Consider the following 19,222-nt stretch of genomic DNA (forward strand, 5'->3'; position numbering starts at 1 on the left):
TTTAAAAATCTAAAATAAAAAGGTAAAATCCGTCGATGCCGTTATTCGTCCTATAGTATTGAACCCGCAAACAAAGCAGGTGGGTTCCACGACTGACAGCTTCGAACTACCAAGTGATAAGGCATGTTACCAGCTTAGGTACCAGAAGGATCCCTAGATATCAATAAAATGTTCGGTCAACACACAAAAAAGACAACGCGTACATCACAGATTTACCATCTTTATAATAGCACAACATAGAGCAAACAGCAATGAGAGTGCTTTATATTGAAAGCGGATTATTTTGCATTTTTCTTACCTTTTTTCCAGTTTTGAATTCTTTGATACTGCTGGTGTAATGCCTGTTCATACTTTCCTGTGTCTATGGGCTCATAATAATGAGCATTTTTTATTTTATCAGGAAGATACTGTTGGTTTACCCAAGCATTTTCAAAATTATGAGGATACTGATAACCAATTCCTCGATTTAAATCTTTGGCGCCTGAATAGTGACTATCACGTAAATGATCAGGAACATCTCCAGCTTTTCCTTCACGAATATCAGCTAAGGCAGCATCAATTGCACTGATAGCAGAATTTGATTTTGGTGATAAGCATAAATCGATCACTACACTGGCAAGTGGGATACGAGCTTCGGGGAAACCCAGTTTCTCTGCTGCTTGAACAGCTGTAATCGTGCGTGCGGCAGCGGGAGGATTACCTAAACCAATATCTTCATAAGCAATCACCATCAAGCGACGACAAATAATCGGCAGATCACCTGCTTCGACTAATCTGGCTAGGTAATGTAGTGCTGCATCGACATCACTACCTCGGATCGATTTTTGAAATGCTGAAATCACATCATAATGAGCGTCACCATTTTTATCATGAGTCAATGCTTTGCGTTGCACACATTCTTCAATGATGGAGAGGCTAATCTTAATTTCTTTATCCTCGTTTTCAGGTGTTGACTTTACAGCTAATTCCAGACCATTTAAGGCACTACGCAAGTCACCGTTTGTTGCACGAGATAAATGCTGCAAGGCTTTTTCTTCTATGACAACAGGAAATTCGCCTAAGCCACGTTCCTTATCAGCCAACGCTTCTTTAATTGCTTTTTGAATATCTAGTTCAGATAAAGGCTTTACTTCAAAAATTTGTGTTCTGCTGCGAATGGCTGGATTAATCGTGATATAAGGATTTTCCGTAGTTGCTCCGATCATAATGATCCGACCACTTTCAAGGTGGGGCAGTAAAAAATCTTGTTTTGTTTTATCCAAGCGATGAACCTCATCTAGCAACAAGATTACAGTACCACTCATTTTTGCTTCTTCAGCGACGATTTGCAAATCTTTTTTTGTATCAGTCGCTGCGTTCAATAAACGAAAAGCATAATTTGTAGAACCCGCAATTGCACTGGCGATACTTGTCTTACCAGTACCAGGGGGACCATATAAAATCATGGATGAAAGCATACGTGCTTCGACCATTCTACGAATGATTTTTCCTGGTCCAACAAGATGTTGTTGACCAACGACTTCATCTAAATTACGTGGTCGCATGCGATAAGCTAATGGTTTTTGCATCGTTGAACCTCCTTATTTTAAACGTGTAGCAAGCTTACCTAGTCTCGCATAAAAATAAAAAAATCAGAGAGTGGCGTTTTTTGCTACCATTATATTCATCTATATGTATCTATTATATCATAAAGAACGTACGTTTGTACTAGGTGTTGGTTTGTCAATTAAAACAAGAAAAAAATCATAATTTATCTTACGAATCGTTTCTTATTTAAATGGATAATAGGGGTAGATTCGTGTATTATAGGAGGTGGTGAAAAATAATGAATGAAACAATACAATTTTTTAATACAAAGTCGACAGAAGAAATTGCTCAATTTTTATTGGGAATGTACTTAGAACACGAAACAGAATTTGGGATTCTTGCGGGATATATCGTTGATACAGAAGCTTATCTCGGACCAGAAGATGAAGCGGCTCATAGTTTTGGCTTGCGCGACACGCCTCGTCTCAAAGCAATGTATGAAAAACCAGGAACCATTTATCTATATACTATGCATACACATCTGATTTTAAATATGGTGACACAAGAAAAAGGGAAGCCACAGGGTGTGATGATCCGGGCGATTGAACCTGTTGAAGGCATTGAAAAAATGGAAATAAATCGCAATGGACGAAAAGGCATTGAACTGTCTAATGGGCCTGGGAAGTTAGTTGCTGCTTTAGGGATTGATCGAGCTTTATATGGGGAATCCATTTTTGATAGTGCGTTACGAATTGTTCCAGAAAAAAGAAAAACACCAAAGAACATCATCTCACTTCCTAGGATTGGGATTCCCAATAAAGGTATTTGGACAGACTTGCCTTTGCGATACGTCGTTGCAGGAAATCCTTATATTTCTAAACAAAGAAGAAGTGATGTCGATCAAAAGGCCTTGGGCTGGAAGGAAGAAACAAAATGAAAAAAGCAACAATGTTAACATACTTAGATCAACAAATCACCAAAAATATTACTGAATATGATGTCGCTCTTGACTGGAATACAAGAAACCATTCCATTGAAGTGGTTTTTCGCTTATTTGCTGAAAATCAAGCACACGAACAAATTGACGATGCGACAGGAATCGTTTCTGAAGAAGAAATCATTGAATTTGAAGATGGTGTATTATTTTATAATCCTGAAAAAACAACTGTAGATGAAGACGAGTACTTGGCAGTGATCCCTTATGAAGGAAAAAAAGGCATTAAACGATCTGTATTGGATGGTTTTGTCACGTATTTAAACGATGTACTAACTGAAGGTCAAAGCGACTTGCTAGACTTTTTGACAGATGAAAATCAGGAAGTGTTCGAGTTGAAATGGTCAAAAGAAGAGTTTGAAAAAGCAGTTCAACACTACCAAAAAGTAGATGGCGATGAATATATCGCTTATCCAAGCTATTAAAAGAGGTGATCGTATGAAATGGACAGAAGTAAAAGTTGAAACAGCTAGCGAAGCGGTTGAAGCAATTTCCAATATTATGATGGAAGCAGGTGCTAGTGGTGTAGCTATCGAAGACGCTTTAGATGTGGAAAATTTTCAAAGTGATCTTTATGGGGAATTATTAGATAAAGAACAATTTACACATATTAAAGATGGTGCGTTGGTAATGGCTTATTTTCCGGAAACAACTTTTTTACCAGAAATATTACCTTTTATCAAGGAAAGTATCACTCGTTTACCAGAATTTGGCTTAAGCATTGGTAAAAATGATGTAACTGTTAGTGAAGTCGCTGAAAGTGATTGGGCAACGGCGTGGAAAAAATATTACCATCCAGTTCGTGTCACTCGTTTTCTAACAATCGTTCCAAGTTGGGAGAAATATGATGCACAAGATGAGGGTGAAAAAATTATTACCTTGGATCCAGGAATGGCTTTTGGAACAGGTACTCATCCAACAACTCGTTTAACCTTGCAAGCTTTGGAAACTGTATTACGTGGAGGAGAAACGTTGCTTGACGTGGGAACAGGTTCTGGTGTACTGAGTATTGCTAGTAAATATCTAGGAGCTAAAGAGGTGTATGCCTATGATCTAGATGAAGTTGCTGTGTCTGCAGCTAAAGAAAATATGGATATGAATCCGATCGCAAGTGATGTTCACGTTTCAGCGAATGACTTATTAAAAGATGTATTGATTGAAGCTGATGTAATCGTCGCAAATATTTTAGCTGATATCATCACTCTAATGATCAAAGATGCTTGGCGTTTATTGAAAAATGATGGAACATTGATTGTTTCAGGGATTATTCATGAGAAAAAAGCGATGATTATTGAAAAAATGACTGAAATGGGTTTTCTTGTGGATCAGATTTTCCAACAAGGAGATTGGTATGCGATTATTTTAAAGAAAACAGAGGAAGAGTAAGATGCAGCGTTACTTTTTAGCAGAACCTTATGAAGCGAAAGATCATTATAGGATCACAGGAGAAAATTATCATCATATCGTTCGAGTAATGCGAATGGAGCCTGGTCAGCAAGTTTTTTTAGCGTTTAGAGATCGTTTGGCAATCATTGCAGAAATCACTGACATAACAGAAGAAGCGGTTGTTTTGAAAGAAATAAGTAAAGAGCTAGTAGAAAAAGAGTTACCAGTTAATGTTACGATTGCTTGTGGCTATCCTAAAGCCGATAAATTTGAATGGGTTGTTCAAAAAGGCACAGAACTTGGCAGTCATAAATTTGTGGGCTTTCCTGCTAAAGCTTCAGTCGTAAAGTGGGATCATAAAAAGTTAGCAAAGAAGACAGAGCGGTTGAAAAAAATTGCTACAGAAGCAGCTGAGCAGTCTCATCGCCAGTTTGCACCAGATATTTTATTATTAGAAAAAGAACAAGACGTGATCGATATTTTTTCTAGTTACGATAAAGTGTTGATTGCGTACGAAGAGTCTGCGAAAATTGGGGAACGCAGTCGCTTTGCAACAACACTTTCGGAGATGGTTGGTGGAGAGTCGATTCTATTTATTTTTGGTCCAGAGGGTGGTTTTTCACCCGCAGAAATAACAGAATTTCAAGAGCACGGTGGTATTGTTTGTGGGTTAGGCCCGCGTATTTTACGTGCAGAGACGGCGCCACTATACGTTTTAAGTGCAATTAGTTATCATTTTGAATTAGTGTAAGAGTTAGGGGGCTATTTATGGAGTTAGAGTTGCAAAGACTTTCAATCATGTTAATGGATCCAGAACTAACGGATCAACAGTTTACAGAAGAGATTCTGTTTCTAAAGGAATTTCCTGTACGTTCAATTTTTGTTTTACCCTATAATGTTGCAAGAGCGAAACAATTATTAACTGGAACAATGATCCAGGTGGCTAGCTTTGTAGATTTTCCGTTGGGTGGCGGGACGTTAGCCAAAAAGGCGTTTGAAACAGGACAATTATATAGAGATGGAGCAGCCGATGTTTTTGTGACAATGATTCCAGATCAGTTAGAAATTTATGGCAATGAAAGCTATCAAGCATTAGAACAACTGTCATTTGGACGAAATGCTCTAGGCTTCTTTTTAGATAGTAGCCAGTTAACAAGTAATCAAAAGCAGCAGTTGACGATGGATTTGGCAGAACTAAAAGTCAATGCGATTGCGCTAGGACTAAATTTAACGATGGAACAAGCAATCAATGATATGAGTATATTCCGAACAGGAAGAAGAAAACAATTGACCTTTCAAGTAAATGTAAAAGCACCAACATTACTTGAAATTGAACTTCTTTTTCAAGCAGGTGCTACGTATATTGGAATTAGTAATGGTCGTGAGATATTACCGTTAATATCAAAATGGAATTAAACCTTGAGGAATTGAAAATCCAGAAAAATGTTAGTATAATAAAAGATGTTGGAAGTGCTACTGTTTCAAGTGGTGCTTTTCTTTTTTTCAATGTTTGATTATTTACATAAATATAAGGGATACTTGACCCATAAGTTGAAGGAGTATTTCTATTTAGGAAGCGAATCTGACTTAGAGATAAAAAATATCCAACCTATAAGTAAAAGGAGTGAGGATCATGCCAAAAGAGGAAATTATGACTGGACCTGGAGTTATTAAGCTTGTGTCAAAATATATGGACCCAAAACATGTTGCTTTTGTTCAAAAAGCGTGTGATTATGCGGAAAAAGCTCATGAAGGCCAAGTCAGAAAATCAGGTGAGCCTTATTTTATCCATCCGATCCAAGTTGCGGGGATTTTAGCAGAATTACGGATGGATCCACATACAGTTGCAACAGGTTTTTTGCATGATGTAGTAGAGGATACGGATGTAACGCTTGAAGATTTAGCGAATGAGTTTGGTGCGGATGTTGCAATGTTAGTTGATGGCGTGACCAAGCTTGGAAAAATAAAATATAAATCGCATGAGGAACAATTAGCAGAGAATCATCGGAAGATGTTACTGGCAATGGCGCAAGACTTACGAGTGATTATGGTAAAATTGGCTGACCGTCTGCACAATATGCGTACATTGAAGCATTTGAGAGAAGACAAACAACGTCGAATCGCCCAAGAAACGATTGAGATTTATGCACCGCTTGCTCACCGTTTAGGGATTAGTCGCATCAAATGGGAATTAGAAGATACTGCGTTACGCTATATCAATCCAAATCAATATTATCGTATCGTTAATTTGATGCAAAGCAAACGGGATGAACGAGAAGCTTATGTTGAAGAAGCTGTGGAAGATATTCGTTTAGCTACAGAAGATTTAGATATCTATGCTGAAATTTATGGTCGTCCAAAGCATATTTATTCGATCTATCGCAAAATGAAGGACCAAAAAAAGCAGTTTAATGAAATCTATGACTTACTGGCGATTCGCGTTATCGTTGACTCCATTAAGGATTGTTATGCTGTATTAGGTGCGATTCATACTAAATGGACACCAATGCCAGGGCGCTTTAAAGATTATATAGCGATGCCTAAAGCGAATATGTATCAATCAATCCATACGACGGTTATCGGGCCAAAAGGAAATCCAGTAGAAGTACAGATCAGAACCCATGAAATGCACCAAATTGCTGAATTTGGGGTAGCCGCTCACTGGGCGTACAAAGAAGGCAAGACTGAAAAAGTTGATGAAGATAATGATACAAAACAATTAAGTTGGTTTCGTGAAATTCTTGAGTTACAAGATGAAAGCTACGATGCTTCTGAGTTTATGGAGAGTGTTAAAGGTGATATTTTCAGTGATAAGGTATATGTTTTCACTCCCACTGGGGAAGTCACTGAATTACCTAAAGGATCTGGCCCGCTTGATTTTGCTTACAGTGTACATACTGAAATCGGCAATAAAACTACAGGTGCCAAAGTTAATGGTAAAATGGTTCAGTTAGATTATACACTGAAAAATGGTGATATCATTGAAGTATTAACTTCACCAAATTCTTTTGGTCCAAGTCGTGATTGGCTGAAAATGGTAGCAACAAGTAAGGCACGAAACAAAATTAAACGATTCTTTAAAGTCCAAGACCGTGAAGTTAATATTATCAAAGGACATGATGCAATTAGTAAATATTTGATTGAACACGGTTTTACGCCAAAAGAATTTTTAAGCAAAGCAAAAATGGCAGAAGCGTTGGATCGATTTAATTTTCAAACAGAAGACGATTTATATGCCGCTGTAGGGTATGGTGAAATCAGTGCTCAAGTAGTCTTTAATCGTTTAACTGAAAAAGAACGAAAAGAACAAGAAATTGAACGCCAAAAGCAAGAAGCAGAAGAATTGATGACACAACCAATCAAAAAAGAATCGGATAAAATGAAAGTTCGTCATGAAGGTGGCATTGTCATTCAAGGTGTTGAAAATCTACTTGTTCGTATTAGCCGTTGCTGTAATCCTGTACCAGGTGATGAAATCGTAGGGTATATCACAAAAGGTCGTGGTGTTTCAATTCACAGAGCAGATTGTCCTAATGTACAACATCAAGAAGAACTCGCGCAGCGATTGATTGAAGTTGAATGGGAAGATACGGATAATTCTCATAAAGAATATGATGCTGATTTAGAAATATATTGCTATAATCGCAGTGGATTATTGAACGATGTTTTACAAGTGATTAGTTCAATGACCAAAAACTTAGTCAGTGTGGAAGCAAAACCAACAAAAAATAAAATGGCGATGATTCATGTTACTGTAAAAATTCAAAATCTGGCTCATCTAAAAACAATCGTTGATAAAATCAAAAATATACCAGACGTTTATAATGTTCGTCGAACCAATGGCTAGGAGGTACAAAGCATGAGAGCAGTCATTCAACGTGTAACACAAGCTGAAGTGATGATTGACCAAAAAAGTGTTGGGAAAATCGACCAAGGATTTATGATTTTACTGGGAATTCATGAATCCGATGATGTAGAAGATGTTGCCTACTTAGTGCGCAAAATTAGTAAACTTCGAGTATTTGAAGATGATGAAGGTAAAATGAATCTAAGTATTCAAGAAATTCAGGGAAGTATTTTAAGTGTTTCTCAATTTACCTTATATGCGGAAACTAAAAAAGGAAACCGTCCAAGCTTTACAGCTGCGGCTCGACCAGAGAAGGCTATTCCTTTATATGAGTTATTTAACGAACAGTTAAAAGAACGAGAGATTCATGTAGAGACGGGTGAATTCGGAGCTGATATGGCAGTGTCATTGATCAATGATGGTCCAGTAACGATTATTATTGATACACGAGATAAATAGTAGAAACATCATTCCTGTTGCTGAGTGCTGCAAGAATGATGTTTTTTGCACAATATTGAAAAAAGGTTAAAAACAAGGCAATGAATCTTTGAGAGATTTAGGGATGAAATACATAAAAATACTGGAAATAATGAACAGGACATCTGTTATGTCTTATCGTTATTCTCAGTATTTTTTTGAAATGTATATCTTAGTTAGAGCTCGGGACAAAACTAAAAAGCAGTTTTATTTTGGGCTTTAAATACGAATAAACGGTGGGATCAGAAGCAATCCCTTCGGAAATAAGCCGAAATTGCTGTAAAACACAACGAGGAACGAGTTGATGCTTTCTCGCTAAAGACTCGTCGCAGATAAACATTGTTGCACAGTACCTACTTGGTCACAAAAATTTGAAGAGCACCGATTAGGAATCATTCAACATCTGAATGAAAAATTCCGTGTTTCTTGTCATTTTCGTGAATTCTTTCTTATTTCTCGGGATTAAACACTTCTGTCCCATCCTCACTTCGATTATATTGTTGTAAATCCCAAAGAACGAAGTGCTTCGAATGATGCACCATACAAGATGTCTTCATTTTCAAGTGCGAAAGCACCAAGAATTGAAGGCTTCGGAGCTAAATACGTTTGTCTAGGCCTTGAACAAGGTGTCAATATGTTGATAATCTGCCTCAGTCAAATGGACATCTAGTGCGTGTACATTGTTGATCACTTGTTTTGGTTCTTTAGCACCAGGAATAACAACATCTACAAAAGGGTTTTTGATATACCAAGCAAGTACGATTGCTGCAACACTCACATTATAGTCAGCGGCGATCAATTTAAGTTGGCTAACTTTATCGATAATAGATTTAAATCGTTCCCCTTGAAAATCTGTTTTTTTACTACGTAAATCTTCAGGTGGGAAAGTAACATTTCTGTTATATTTTCCTGTTAACAAACCTGAAGCTAAAGGAAAATAAGGTACAAAAGAAATCTGATTTTCTTTTAGATAAGGAAATAATTCATTTTCAGCTTCACGGTGAATTAAACTGTATTCATCTTCGACGATGTCGATGAAGCCTTCTTGGTTCGCCTCTTTAATTTGTTCTAAAGTAAAGTTAGAAACACCGATTGCATGAATTTTTCCTACTTCTTTTAGTTTTTGTAAGGCAGCTATCGCTTCATTTTTAGGCGTTGTTTTATCCGGAAAATGAATATAAAAAATATCAATATAGTCTGTTTGCAATCGTTTTAGGGCATCTTCGACGGAATGTGTCAAAAACTCAGGTGTATTATTAAATGCACCGTCTTTAGCTGGATCATGTGCAGCTTTAGTTGCAATAACGACTTTATTTCGGTCAAACTCTTTTAAAACTTCACCAATCAATTCTTCGGAACGCCCCATTCCATAGGCGAACGCTGTATCGATCAGGTCAATACCATGAGTCAATGCTGTACGAACGATTTCTTTGCCCATGTCATCATCTAAGTTGGGGAATAAATTGTGTCCACCCACTGCATTAGAACCTAATCCAAGTGGCTTTGAGTAAACAGTTGTTTTCCCTATTTGAATAGTTTCTGTCATTATGATTCCTCCTAACTTTCTAATTCTAGTGTAGTTGATTGAAGAGAAAGAAGATAGTTTTTCCACTTATTATGGCAACAGATTAACAAAATGTCTTAAAAAGCAGAAAGCTAAAGTTTTCTTACGTATCTATAGTATAATGGGTGCAACTGAGTTTATCAGTGACTAAACAGATGAAGGATGGGAGCAAATTGGGAAAAATTAGAATCAATAACATGAAGTTTTACACTAAAAATGGAGTCTTACCAGAAGAACGAGTTTTAGGACAACAATTAGAAGTTGATGTTGAGTTAAGACTGTCTTTAGACCAGGCTGGTAAAACGGATGATGTGAACGACACCGTTAGTTATGCTGAAGTGAATGATCAAATTGCTGAACGTTTAACGACACATTCTTACAACTTAATAGAAGCTGTGGCTTCAGCTATTTTAGATGATATTGAAACAGAACATGGCAAAAAGTTAGAAAGTGCTCTTGTTCGTGTTAGAAAATATAGTGTACCGATGCCAGGAGTATTTGATAATATTGAAATTGAAATGGAAAGAGATTTCATATGACGATTAGTTATTTAGCTTTGGGCAGTAATTTAGGAGATCGTTTAGAAACACTGCAAAAGGCAGTGGAATTGCTGGATCAAGAAAACGATATTCAAGTAATGAGAAAATCAAAGCTTTACGAAACATTACCTTATGGAGATGTTCCACAAGAAAATTATTATAATGCTGTGATTCAAATCAGCACAACTTGCGAACCTCTTCAATTACTCGAAAAAACACAAGCAATTGAAAAAACTCTTGGTAGAGAGCGCTTGATTCATTGGGGACCGCGAACGTTAGATATCGATATTTTATTGATGGGTGATGAACAAGTAGCAACAGAACGTTTGACAATTCCTCATAAAGAAATGCTTAAGCGTTCATTTGTGTTAACTCCACTAAAAGATGTCTATCCAGAAGCTACATTCCAAGGAAAGTCTTTTGATGAGCTGATTACAAGTACAGGGAATCAAGCTGAGGTTTGGCTTAGTAAAGAAAGTTGGTAAAAAGATGGATGAAAAACAACTAGCAGCAATTGAGCAGGCAGTAAAACAAATCCTAAATGCAATCGGTGAGGACCCCGATCGAGCGGGTGTTAAAGATACGCCAAAACGTGTAGCCAAAATGTATAACGAAGTATTTTCTTCTTTAAGAGCGCCAGAATTTGACGATTATGCTCTATTTGACAGCCTGAATGAAGACGATATGGTGTTAGTCAAAGATATTCAATTTTATTCTATGTGTGAACATCACTTGTTGCCGTTTTACGGGAAAGCACATATTGCTTATATTCCTGATGAAAGCAAAGTCTTAGGCTTAAGTAAGTTACCACGATTGGTAGAATATTGTGCCAAACGTCCAAGTGTTCAGGAAGATTTAACGATTATGATCGCAAACAAACTTGTCGAACATGTACCTGTTAAAGGTGTGGCAGTTGCAATTGAGGCGGAGCATATGTGTATGACAATGCGTGGTGTTAGATCACCGCACAGTTTAACAAAAACCTTCCATTATCAAGGGGTGTTCAAAACGAATCGAGAGTGTAAGGATGATTTTTTAAGAGCGATTGAAGCGTAAAGGATGAATGGAATGGATATTATTGTCGGCACAAATAATCAAGGGAAGCTACAAGAAATACAATCTGCCTATCCTAAAGAGGAAATTACGTTTGTTCCATATACGAACTACACGAAAAAAAGCTACGATGTAGCAGAAACAGGCAAAACATATACAGAAAATGCACTGATCAAAGCGCAATTTTATGCCAAAATGCTTGGAAAACCAGTATTGGCAGATGATGGTGGGGTAGAAATGGAAGCTTTTCCTGATCTTTTGGGAGTTGAGACTGCGAGATTTTTTAAACCGAATATGACAGATTCAGAAAAGAACCACCAGCTGTTTACATTATTTGAAGGACAAAAATCATTGACACGAGCAATTAGTCTACATGCTGTATTAGTTTATGCTTGGCCAAATGGAGAGTACCTTATTTCAGAAGATGAGCTGAAAGGGGAACTAACAACAAAGGAAGTCGGCGAAATGGGCTATGGTTTTGATAAAATTTTTTATTTACCGAAAAAAGATAAAACCCTTGCTCAATTAACAAAAGGACAACGTAATCATTTAAGTCCAAGGGTGTCAGCCTTGAAGCGATTGATTGAAAAGTTAAAGGAGCAGCAAAGATGACAGAAAAAGGATATTTTGCTAAAAAATCAACTCAAATCATGGGGATTTTAAACGTGACACCAGATTCATTTTCAGATGGTGGGCAATTTAATGCGCTAGATAAAGCGCTAGCGCATTGTGAAGAAATGTTGGAGGCAGGCGTTGATATCATCGATATCGGCGGACAATCCACCCGTCCAAACTATCAAGAAATTTCAGCTCAAGAAGAAAAAGAGCGGATCTTGCCAATAGTAGAAGTTATCCGAAACAAAACAGACAAACCTATTTCTATTGATACGTATTTTCCAGAAGTTGCAGATGCGGCATTAGCAAAAGGCGCCAGTATCATCAATGACATCAAAGGTTTGGATACAAAAGGAATGATCGAAATTGCGCAAAAATACCCAGATAGTGGTTTGGTAATCATGCATTCTCGTAAAAGGCGTAGTGACCTGTCAGTAGAAGAGGATATTCAACAGTTTTATCAAGAAAAAATCAACCTCTGTCAAAAGGCCGGGATTGAGTCGAAGCGGATTTGTTTTGATCCAGGTATCGGTTTTGGCAAATCACAGGAAGAAAATATTGAGATTTTAAAATATCCTGAAGTGTTTCGATATAAAGAGTATCCCTTGTTGTATGGCGTATCTAGAAAAAGAACGATTGCTGCATTAACAAATGAAAAAGATCCATTAGAGAGGGACTTTGGCTCGATTTCCGCTTCATTATTTGCTGCCAATAAAGGAGTAGAAATTGTCCGAGTTCACCATGTTAAAGGAATGCGGGATGCGTTAAATGTTTGGGAAACCTTGAGTAGTCAGTAATAATCGTTGCTCGCCTTACATTGGTTATTGTAAACTAAACTGAAATTCTGCTTGACTTTATTTACAATTTCTAGTAATTTATAGATACTATAAAAAAATCGATGAAAGAACGAGTAGATTTTAAACTGATCGTAGAAGAGAAAGTTGCCGTGGCTGAAAGCAACTTCGTTAGAGAAATCGAAAGACATTCTGGAGATGAACGGAGGAAAAGCCGTTCCGTTGCGAGCGTTAATCGTTGGAGGAAAGAGCAATCTTTCGAACTTAGGTGGTACCGCGTGTGTCTATTCACTCGCCCTTGTATTTATACAAGGGCGAGTTTTTGTTGTGAATCACCACGATTGGCTCCGCCAGAGTAGATGATGAACAATACTTGGCGAACGAAGAGAGCGAAGTCACCGTACTAGTGAATCACCAAACGCCTGAGGCAAAAAAAGAAGCGGATATGTATCTACAAGATGCTTACTAGGTCTTGAAGAATCACGATTGGCTCCGCCAGAGTAGATGATGAACAATACTTGGCGAACGAAGAGAGCGAAGTTACCGTACTAGTGAATCACCAAACGCCTGAGGCAAAAAAAGAAGCGGATATGTATCTCCAAGATGTTTACTAGGTCTTGAAGACTCACGATTGGCTCCGCCAGAGTAGATGATGAACAATACTTGGCGAACGAAGAGAGCGAAGTCACCGTACTAGTGAATCACCAAACGCCTGAGACAGAAAAAGAAGCGGATATGTATCTACAAGATGCTTACTAGGTCTTGAAGACTCACGATTGGCTCCGCCAGAGTAGATGATGAACAATACTTGGCGAACGAAGAGAGCGAAGTCACCGTACTAGTGAATCACCAAACGCCTGAGACAGAAAAAGAAGCGGATATGTATCTACAAGATGCTTACTAGGTCTTGAAGACTCACGATTGGCTCCGCCAGAGTAGATGATGAACAATACTTGGCGAACGAAGAGAGCGAAGTTACCGTACTAGTGAATCACCAAACGCCTGAGGCAAAAAAAGAAGCGGATATGTATCTCCAAGATGCTTACTAGGTCTTGAAGACTCACGATTGGCTCCGCCATAGTGAATCACCAAATAGCGTAATCCAAACAAAAAGCAATGATCTAATGAAGGAAAAGCATAATCTAATCATACAACCAGCTCTAAAGCTATTTCAAACCAATCAATCTTTACCAAAATAAAATACAAACAATGAACAATAATTAGGAGATGAAAAAAATGAGTTATCAAAAACCAAAAGGAACCAATGACTTATTGCCAGGAACTTCAGAAAAGTGGCAATTTGTTGAAGAAACAGCTCGTTTGATTTTTCGCGATTACCAATATGAAGAAATCCGCACGCCGATTTTTGAACATTATGAAGTCATTTCTCGTAGTGTCGGGGATACGACCGATATCGTTTCAAAAGAAATGTATGATTTTTACGATAAAGGAGATCGTCACGTAACACTTCGTCCAGAAGGAACAGCACCGATCGTTCGTTCGTTTGTTGAAAACAAATTGTTTGGACCTGAATTTGCAAAACCATATAAAACATATTATATGGGACCGATGTTTCGTTATGAACGTCCTCAAGCTGGACGTTTAAGACAATTTCACCAAATTGGAGCCGAAGCTTTTGGCAGTGTAAATCCAGCTGTGGATGTTGAAAGCATGGCAATGGCTCTAGACTTTTTCAAACAATTGGGAATCAATCAAATTCGATTAGTGATCAATTCTTTAGGAGATAAAGCAACCAGATCGGCTTATCGTCAAGCTTTGATCGATTATTTAGAACCGAGATCAGCTGAACTAAGTGAAGATTCAAAACGACGTTTGCATGAAAATCCTTTACGAGTTTTAGATAGTAAAGATAAAAAAGATCAAGCAATCGTAGCTGATGCACCATCGATTTTAGATTACTTAAGTGCTGAGTCAAAAGAGCACTTTGAAACAGTTCAAACAATGCTGAATGAATTGAATATTCCATTTGAAGTGGATAGCAATATGGTTCGTGGGCTAGATTATTATACGAACACGATTTTTGAAGTCATGAGTGAAGCACCAGGAATGGGCGCTCAAGCGACGATTTGTGCGGGTGGACGCTATGATGGTTTAGTCGAAGAATTGGGCGGCCCTGCGACTCCTGGTTTTGGTTTTGCAATGGGAATCGAACGTGTCTTGATTACGATGGAGGCAGAAGGTGTTGTCGTTCCAGTCATCAATGAAATCGATGCTTATGTGGTTGGTATTGGGGAACAAACGAATATTGCGTCCCTAAAACTTGTTCAAGCAATCCGTAACTTTGGTTTTTCAGCAGACCGTGATTTTATGGATCGCAAAGCAAAAGCACAATTTAAAACAGCGGCCAAGCTCAATGCGAAACTTGCCTTGACTTTAGGAGAAACGGAACTAGCAGAAGGCGTTGTAAATGTAAAATCAATGGCAAGTCGTAAAGAAAAAGCATTTCCACTCTCAGACATTTATGAACGATTTGACGAAGTCTATGATGAAATGATGATTGTGATGTTTGATGAATAAATAGTAAAAAATGAAGAGGAGCAAAGACTAATGACAAAAAGAACAGTATACTGCGGGGAAGTCTCAGCAGATTTAGTAGGTCAGGTAATCACATTAAAAGGATGGGTCCAAAAACGTCGTGATTTAGGCGGAGTTATTTTTATCGACTTACGTGACCGTGAAGGAATCGCACAAGTTGTGTTCAACCCGGCACATTCAAAAGAAGCGTGGGAAATTGCGGATAAATGCCGTAGTGAGTATGTGATTGAAATTACTGGAGAGTTGACTTATCGTGATAAAGAAGCCATCAATCCTAAAATGAAAACTGGTGAATTTGAAGTGATGGCAACAGCTATCACAATTTTGAATACAGCGAAAACACCACCGTTTTTAATCGAAGATGAAAATAATGTCGGCGATGAAATTCGTATGAAATATCGTTATTTAGATTTACGTCGTCCGCAAATGACAGCAAATCTAAAATTACGTCACGAAATCACAAAATCGATTCGTCACTATTTAGATGACACTGATTTTATCGATATCGAAACACCTTATTTTGGTAAATCAACACCAGAAGGCGCTCGTGACTATTTAGTTCCTTCACGTGTGCATGCAGGACACTTTTACGCATTACCGCAATCACCGCAAATTTTCAAACAGTTATTGATGAACGCTGGTTTTGATCGTTATTACCAAATCGTTCGCTGTTTCCGTGACGAAGATTTACGTGGCGATCGTCAGCCAGAATTTACTCAAGTGGATTTAGAAACAACCTTCTTATCACCTGAAGAAATCCAAACAATGACTGAAGAAATGTTAGCGAAAGTGATGCGTGAAACAAAAGGTATTGAAGTAACACTGCCATTCCCACGTATTAGCTATGACGAAGCAATGGCTCGTTACGGTAGTGATAAGCCAGATACTCGCTTTGATATGGAATTGATCGATATCGCTGATGTAGTAAAAGATGTTGATTTCAAAGTTTTCCAAATGGCTCTAGAAAATGGCGGACATGTGAAAGCTCTGAATGCTAAAGGTGCTGCAGATAAATATTCAAGAAAAGATATGGATAACTTAGGTACTTATGTAAGCCAATTTGGTGCCAAAGGATTAGCTTGGTTAAAAGTGGAAGAAGATGGTCTAAAAGGCCCAATCGCAAAATTTTTAACAGAGGTTTCTGACGAATTGATCAAAGCAACGAATGCTGAGGTCGGTGACATTTTAATGTTTGGTGCAGATAAACCAGAAATCGTTGCCGCAGCATTAGGTGCCGTGCGTTCTCGTTTAGGGAAAGAATTAGGCTTGATCGACGAGTCTAAATTCAACTTCTTGTGGGTCGTTGACTGGCCATTGTTTGAATATGATGAAGAAGCAGGTCGTTATGTTTCTGCTCACCATCCATTCACGCAACCTAAAGAATCTGATATTGAATTACTTTCAACAGACCCAGCGAAAGTTTATGCTGAAGCATACGATATCGTTTTAAATGGTTATGAATTAGGTGGCGGTTCATTGCGTATCCATAAACGTGAGTTACAAGAAAAAATGTTCGAAACATTAGGGTTCACTAAAGAATCAGCGCAAGAACAATTTGGTTTCTTATTAGATGCTTTAGATTATGGTTTCCCTCCACATGGCGGAATTGCGTTAGGTTTAGACCGTTTAGTAATGTTGTTAGCTGGGGAAAATAATATTCGTGAAGTAATTGCTTTCCCTAAAAACGGAAAAGCAGCAGATCCAATGACAAGTGCACCAAGTGTGGTTTCACCATTACAATTATTTGAATTGAATATCGACGTAACAGCGATAGATGAATAAATGTTGACATAGTTAGATAATAGGGTGTGGGACAAAAGTAAAAAATACTTTTGTTTCACACCCTAAATGCGAATAAACGGTGAGATCAGAAGCAATCTTATCGGAAATAAGTTGAAATTGCTGTAAAACACAACGAGGAATGAGTTGATGTTGCACAGTACCTACTTGGTTCTCGGGATTAAACACTTCTGTCCATCCTCTTTTTCCTATCTCACAAGCACAAAATAGCCCTTTCAATAAAAGAATAGTTCCTCTATACTTAAACTAGGAGATTGGTTAAAGGAGTGAGTAAACTGAAAAATAAACAACATGCACTTTTTTTGATTATTGTTGTCGTATTAACGGTTTTTTCGGGATTGTCTTTATATATATTCAGACCTACAAGTATTGAAACGTATAATAAGGAAATCAAAGGGATACAAGAAGCAGAGCAAAGCGATCGAGAAGAACAAAAACAACCACCCAAAATCACGGTCGAGAATAAAATAGATGTATTGGTCAAGGGCGAAACATTATATGTTACCTATGATTCAGGTGAGAATTGGGTGAAAGTTCCTGAAAGCTTAGAAAAGATTCAATTTGGCGAATACACGCCTTCTTATGATAATGACTTGATGGAGAAAAGCTATTATTTAACAAAAGAAAATACTTCATTTCTATATGAAAATCTAGGATTAAAGCTCCTGCAAACGCTGGATCAAGGAAAAACGTGGCAAAAATATGAAATTTCTCAAGAAAATGTAGGCATTCGTTTTAGAAAAATTGACTTTCTAAGCAAAGATTTTGGCTATGTGATTTACTCTGGTGGTCGAGTTGCTCGTCAAGAAGGAACGATAGCATATTTGACACACGATGGTGGGAAAACTTGGGAGGAAACGGCAAGTACCAATCAAACATCATTGGTTCAAGATGGTGGTTTTGTTGATGAAAATATAGGCTTTTTGTCTTTCGGAGCAGCACCTAATCTACAAGTCACAAAAGATGGTGGGGTTAGCTGGCAAGCTGCGACGATTCAGGTGCCGGAAGAGTATAAAGCTATTTTTTTAGTGGCTGAAATGCCATCTAAAACTGGGGACCAACTAGAACTTTTACTGAATCAAGGAGAAGTTGGGGACTACAGAGGTGGCTTAGTAAAAGGAAAATTTATTTCAAAAGATAATGGTGAAAATTGGGTTTTTGATCGTGAGGTAGAGGCAGATGAGGAATAAGAAAACGATAAAAAAAGTTAGTGGGATCATATTTTTGATTTTGATGATTCTATGTCTGCTGTTTTTAGGTGGATTTATGGTTATTTCTTCTAAAGGATTTGATTTAATTAGTGATTGGCTTCTTTTCGTTGCAATAATAGGTAGTTTCTTGTTTTTAGGCTTGACTGTCCTATGTTTGATTGATCTGGATAAGAAAAGAAAAATTCAGATAATTTGGATTGAGATCGGCGTGATCATCGTGGTAAGCATTTTGTTTGGTTTGGTAAAGCCAAAAGAAAAAACAATTATGAGTCTTTCACCAGATGCAAAACAGGTTTTTTTAGTGAAGGAAACAAGTAACGACCATGCCTTGTACTATTTCAATAATTATTATCTGATAGTTGCACGCTTAAAAGAAAAATTACCAGTTGGGGAGATCACTGACTATCAACTAACTTGGCTAACGAATGAAACCTGTGTTTTGGTGTATCGTTCAAAAGACCAAGCATTACATCAATATATTGGAACATATGGTGGTCGAAAAATAGCCTATTCATATGTTTTATCAAATTTGACAGGTTCTTGGGTATCAAAAGATGGAAAGACCAGTCTAACATCTAGTGGGGCAACAGGAGTTGTGATCAAAGCGGACGGGGAAGTAGAAGAATATCCATTCGAGCAAGCCAAGCAATTTGGCACTACTGCCTTAGCTTTAAACGATGATAAAAATGCTAAATGGTCGATTAGTTTAAACTCAGAAAATGAGTATAACGATCAAGGAGAACTAGTTAAGAATGCTCAGACAAAAATCATTCTATTAAAAGCTGGGCTTGAGGATCCACAAAAAATAGAGTTGTATTTTCAACAATAAAATGAAAAAATGGGGATACTGTCGCTAGAC

17 protein-coding genes, 1 other RNA gene, 1 pseudogene and 1 other annotated feature are annotated in these 19,222 nt (G+C 37.6%); of the genes and pseudogenes, 16 read left to right on the forward strand and 3 right to left on the reverse strand.

Annotation, left to right across the window (positions count from 1 at the left end):
• Window positions 1–22: 22 nt before the first annotated feature.
• A non-coding RNA gene (gene ssrS / locus I580_RS16730) (6S RNA) lies at window positions 23–216 on the reverse strand.
• Window positions 217–278: 62 nt separating this feature from the next.
• A complete protein-coding gene (locus I580_RS07760; RefSeq protein WP_010771406.1) occupies window positions 279–1,568 on the reverse strand; it encodes a replication-associated recombination protein A in 1,290 nt (429 codons plus the stop codon).
• Window positions 1,569–1,825: 257 nt separating this feature from the next.
• On the opposite strand from I580_RS07760, the pseudogene I580_RS07765 reads away from it, so the two are divergent.
• The 7 genes and pseudogenes from I580_RS07765 to dtd all read left to right on the forward strand — a co-directional run bounded on the left by I580_RS07765 (window position 1,826) and on the right by dtd (window position 8,213).
• Window positions 1,826–2,519 (forward strand): annotated as a pseudogene (locus tag I580_RS07765) (DNA-3-methyladenine glycosylase).
• Window positions 2,461–2,946: a DUF3013 family protein gene (locus I580_RS07770; RefSeq protein WP_010771408.1), complete on the forward strand. Its 486-nt coding sequence runs from the start codon at window positions 2,461–2,463 to the stop codon at window positions 2,944–2,946. The pseudogene I580_RS07765 and the gene I580_RS07770 overlap by 59 nt, the downstream one beginning before the upstream one ends.
• A gap of 13 nt (window positions 2,947–2,959) precedes the next feature.
• On the forward strand, window positions 2,960–3,907 hold the full coding sequence (gene prmA, locus I580_RS07775; RefSeq protein WP_010771409.1) for a 50S ribosomal protein L11 methyltransferase: 948 nt from the start codon (window positions 2,960–2,962) through the stop codon (window positions 3,905–3,907).
• A gap of 1 nt (window position 3,908) precedes the next feature.
• A complete protein-coding gene (locus tag I580_RS07780) occupies window positions 3,909–4,658 on the forward strand; it encodes a 16S rRNA (uracil(1498)-N(3))-methyltransferase (RefSeq protein ID WP_010771410.1) in 750 nt (249 codons plus the stop codon).
• Window positions 4,659–4,675: 17 nt separating this feature from the next.
• Complete coding sequence (locus tag I580_RS07785) at window positions 4,676–5,323, forward strand: beta/alpha barrel domain-containing protein (RefSeq protein WP_010771411.1); 648 nt, start codon at window positions 4,676–4,678, stop codon at window positions 5,321–5,323.
• Between the two features lie 217 nt (window positions 5,324–5,540).
• A complete protein-coding gene (locus I580_RS07790; protein ID WP_010771412.1) occupies window positions 5,541–7,754 on the forward strand; it encodes a RelA/SpoT family protein in 2,214 nt (737 codons plus the stop codon).
• A 12-nt stretch (window positions 7,755–7,766) separates the two neighbouring features.
• Window positions 7,767–8,213, forward strand: a complete 447-nt coding sequence (gene dtd, locus I580_RS07795) for a D-aminoacyl-tRNA deacylase (RefSeq protein ID WP_010771413.1) — start codon at window positions 7,767–7,769, stop codon at window positions 8,211–8,213.
• 628 nt (window positions 8,214–8,841) lie between these two features.
• Here dtd and I580_RS07800 read toward each other — a convergent pair.
• Complete coding sequence (locus tag I580_RS07800; protein WP_010771415.1) at window positions 8,842–9,777, reverse strand: aldo/keto reductase; 936 nt, start codon at window positions 9,775–9,777, stop codon at window positions 8,842–8,844.
• A 191-nt stretch (window positions 9,778–9,968) separates the two neighbouring features.
• Between I580_RS07800 and folB the strand changes: the two genes are divergently transcribed.
• From folB to I580_RS07855, 9 genes are all read left to right on the forward strand, one after another.
• On the forward strand, window positions 9,969–10,334 hold the full coding sequence (gene folB, locus I580_RS07805; protein ID WP_010771416.1) for a dihydroneopterin aldolase: 366 nt from the start codon (window positions 9,969–9,971) through the stop codon (window positions 10,332–10,334).
• Complete coding sequence (gene folK, locus I580_RS07810) at window positions 10,331–10,819, forward strand: 2-amino-4-hydroxy-6-hydroxymethyldihydropteridine diphosphokinase (protein WP_010771417.1); 489 nt, start codon at window positions 10,331–10,333, stop codon at window positions 10,817–10,819. The genes folB and folK overlap by 4 nt, the downstream gene beginning before the upstream one ends.
• 4 nt (window positions 10,820–10,823) lie before the next feature.
• The gene (folE, locus tag I580_RS07815) at window positions 10,824–11,390 is read left to right on the forward strand and encodes a GTP cyclohydrolase I FolE (protein WP_010771418.1); all 567 of its coding nucleotides are present in this window, start codon (window positions 10,824–10,826) and stop codon (window positions 11,388–11,390) included.
• A 3-nt stretch (window positions 11,391–11,393) separates the two neighbouring features.
• Window positions 11,394–11,999 (forward strand): non-canonical purine NTP pyrophosphatase, encoded by a 606-nt coding sequence (locus I580_RS07820; RefSeq protein WP_143141678.1) that lies wholly within the window; start codon window positions 11,394–11,396, stop codon window positions 11,997–11,999.
• Complete coding sequence (gene folP, locus I580_RS07825; protein WP_010771420.1) at window positions 11,996–12,799, forward strand: dihydropteroate synthase; 804 nt, start codon at window positions 11,996–11,998, stop codon at window positions 12,797–12,799. The genes I580_RS07820 and folP overlap by 4 nt, the downstream gene beginning before the upstream one ends.
• Window positions 12,800–12,891: 92 nt before the next feature.
• Window positions 12,892–13,099, forward strand: a binding site (T-box leader).
• Between the two features lie 933 nt (window positions 13,100–14,032).
• Entirely contained in the window at window positions 14,033–15,334 is a 1,302-nt protein-coding gene (gene hisS / locus I580_RS07835; RefSeq protein ID WP_010771421.1) for a histidine--tRNA ligase, read from the forward strand.
• Between the two features lie 30 nt (window positions 15,335–15,364).
• Complete coding sequence (gene aspS / locus I580_RS07840) at window positions 15,365–17,134, forward strand: aspartate--tRNA ligase (RefSeq protein WP_010771422.1); 1,770 nt, start codon at window positions 15,365–15,367, stop codon at window positions 17,132–17,134.
• A gap of 284 nt (window positions 17,135–17,418) precedes the next feature.
• On the forward strand, window positions 17,419–18,342 hold the full coding sequence (locus I580_RS07850; protein WP_010771423.1) for a WD40/YVTN/BNR-like repeat-containing protein: 924 nt from the start codon (window positions 17,419–17,421) through the stop codon (window positions 18,340–18,342).
• A complete protein-coding gene (locus tag I580_RS07855) occupies window positions 18,332–19,192 on the forward strand; it encodes a hypothetical protein (protein ID WP_010771424.1) in 861 nt (286 codons plus the stop codon). The genes I580_RS07850 and I580_RS07855 overlap by 11 nt, the downstream gene beginning before the upstream one ends.
• Window positions 19,193–19,222: the final 30 nt, after the last annotated feature.

Origin of the sequence: Enterococcus caccae ATCC BAA-1240, from assembly GCF_000407145.1 — a bacterium.
In the GTDB taxonomy this organism is placed as follows: Bacteria; Bacillota; Bacilli; order Lactobacillales; family Enterococcaceae; genus Enterococcus_L; species Enterococcus_L caccae.

Bases quoted from the DNA above. Each gene is read 5' to 3' on its own strand.
- folK (WP_010771417.1), top strand. From the start codon at position 10,331: ATGACGATTAGTTATTTAGCTTTGGGCAGTAATTTAGGAGATCGTTTA.
- folP (WP_010771420.1), top strand. From the start codon at position 11,996: ATGACAGAAAAAGGATATTTTGCTAAAAAATCAACTCAAATCATGGGG.
- folE (WP_010771418.1), top strand. From the start codon at position 10,824: ATGGATGAAAAACAACTAGCAGCAATTGAGCAGGCAGTAAAACAAATC.
- I580_RS07790 (WP_010771412.1), top strand. From the start codon at position 5,541: ATGCCAAAAGAGGAAATTATGACTGGACCTGGAGTTATTAAGCTTGTG.
- I580_RS07820 (WP_143141678.1), top strand. From the start codon at position 11,394: ATGAATGGAATGGATATTATTGTCGGCACAAATAATCAAGGGAAGCTA.
- prmA (WP_010771409.1), top strand. From the start codon at position 2,960: ATGAAATGGACAGAAGTAAAAGTTGAAACAGCTAGCGAAGCGGTTGAA.
- aspS (WP_010771422.1), top strand. From the start codon at position 15,365: ATGACAAAAAGAACAGTATACTGCGGGGAAGTCTCAGCAGATTTAGTA.
- hisS (WP_010771421.1), top strand. From the start codon at position 14,033: ATGAGTTATCAAAAACCAAAAGGAACCAATGACTTATTGCCAGGAACT.
- I580_RS07855 (WP_010771424.1), top strand. From the start codon at position 18,332: ATGAGGAATAAGAAAACGATAAAAAAAGTTAGTGGGATCATATTTTTG.
- I580_RS07760 (WP_010771406.1), bottom strand. From the start codon at position 1,568: ATGCAAAAACCATTAGCTTATCGCATGCGACCACGTAATTTAGATGAA.
- I580_RS07770 (WP_010771408.1), top strand. From the start codon at position 2,461: ATGAAAAAAGCAACAATGTTAACATACTTAGATCAACAAATCACCAAA.
- dtd (WP_010771413.1), top strand. From the start codon at position 7,767: ATGAGAGCAGTCATTCAACGTGTAACACAAGCTGAAGTGATGATTGAC.
- I580_RS07800 (WP_010771415.1), bottom strand. From the start codon at position 9,777: ATGACAGAAACTATTCAAATAGGGAAAACAACTGTTTACTCAAAGCCA.
- I580_RS07780 (WP_010771410.1), top strand. From the start codon at position 3,909: ATGCAGCGTTACTTTTTAGCAGAACCTTATGAAGCGAAAGATCATTAT.
- I580_RS07785 (WP_010771411.1), top strand. From the start codon at position 4,676: ATGGAGTTAGAGTTGCAAAGACTTTCAATCATGTTAATGGATCCAGAA.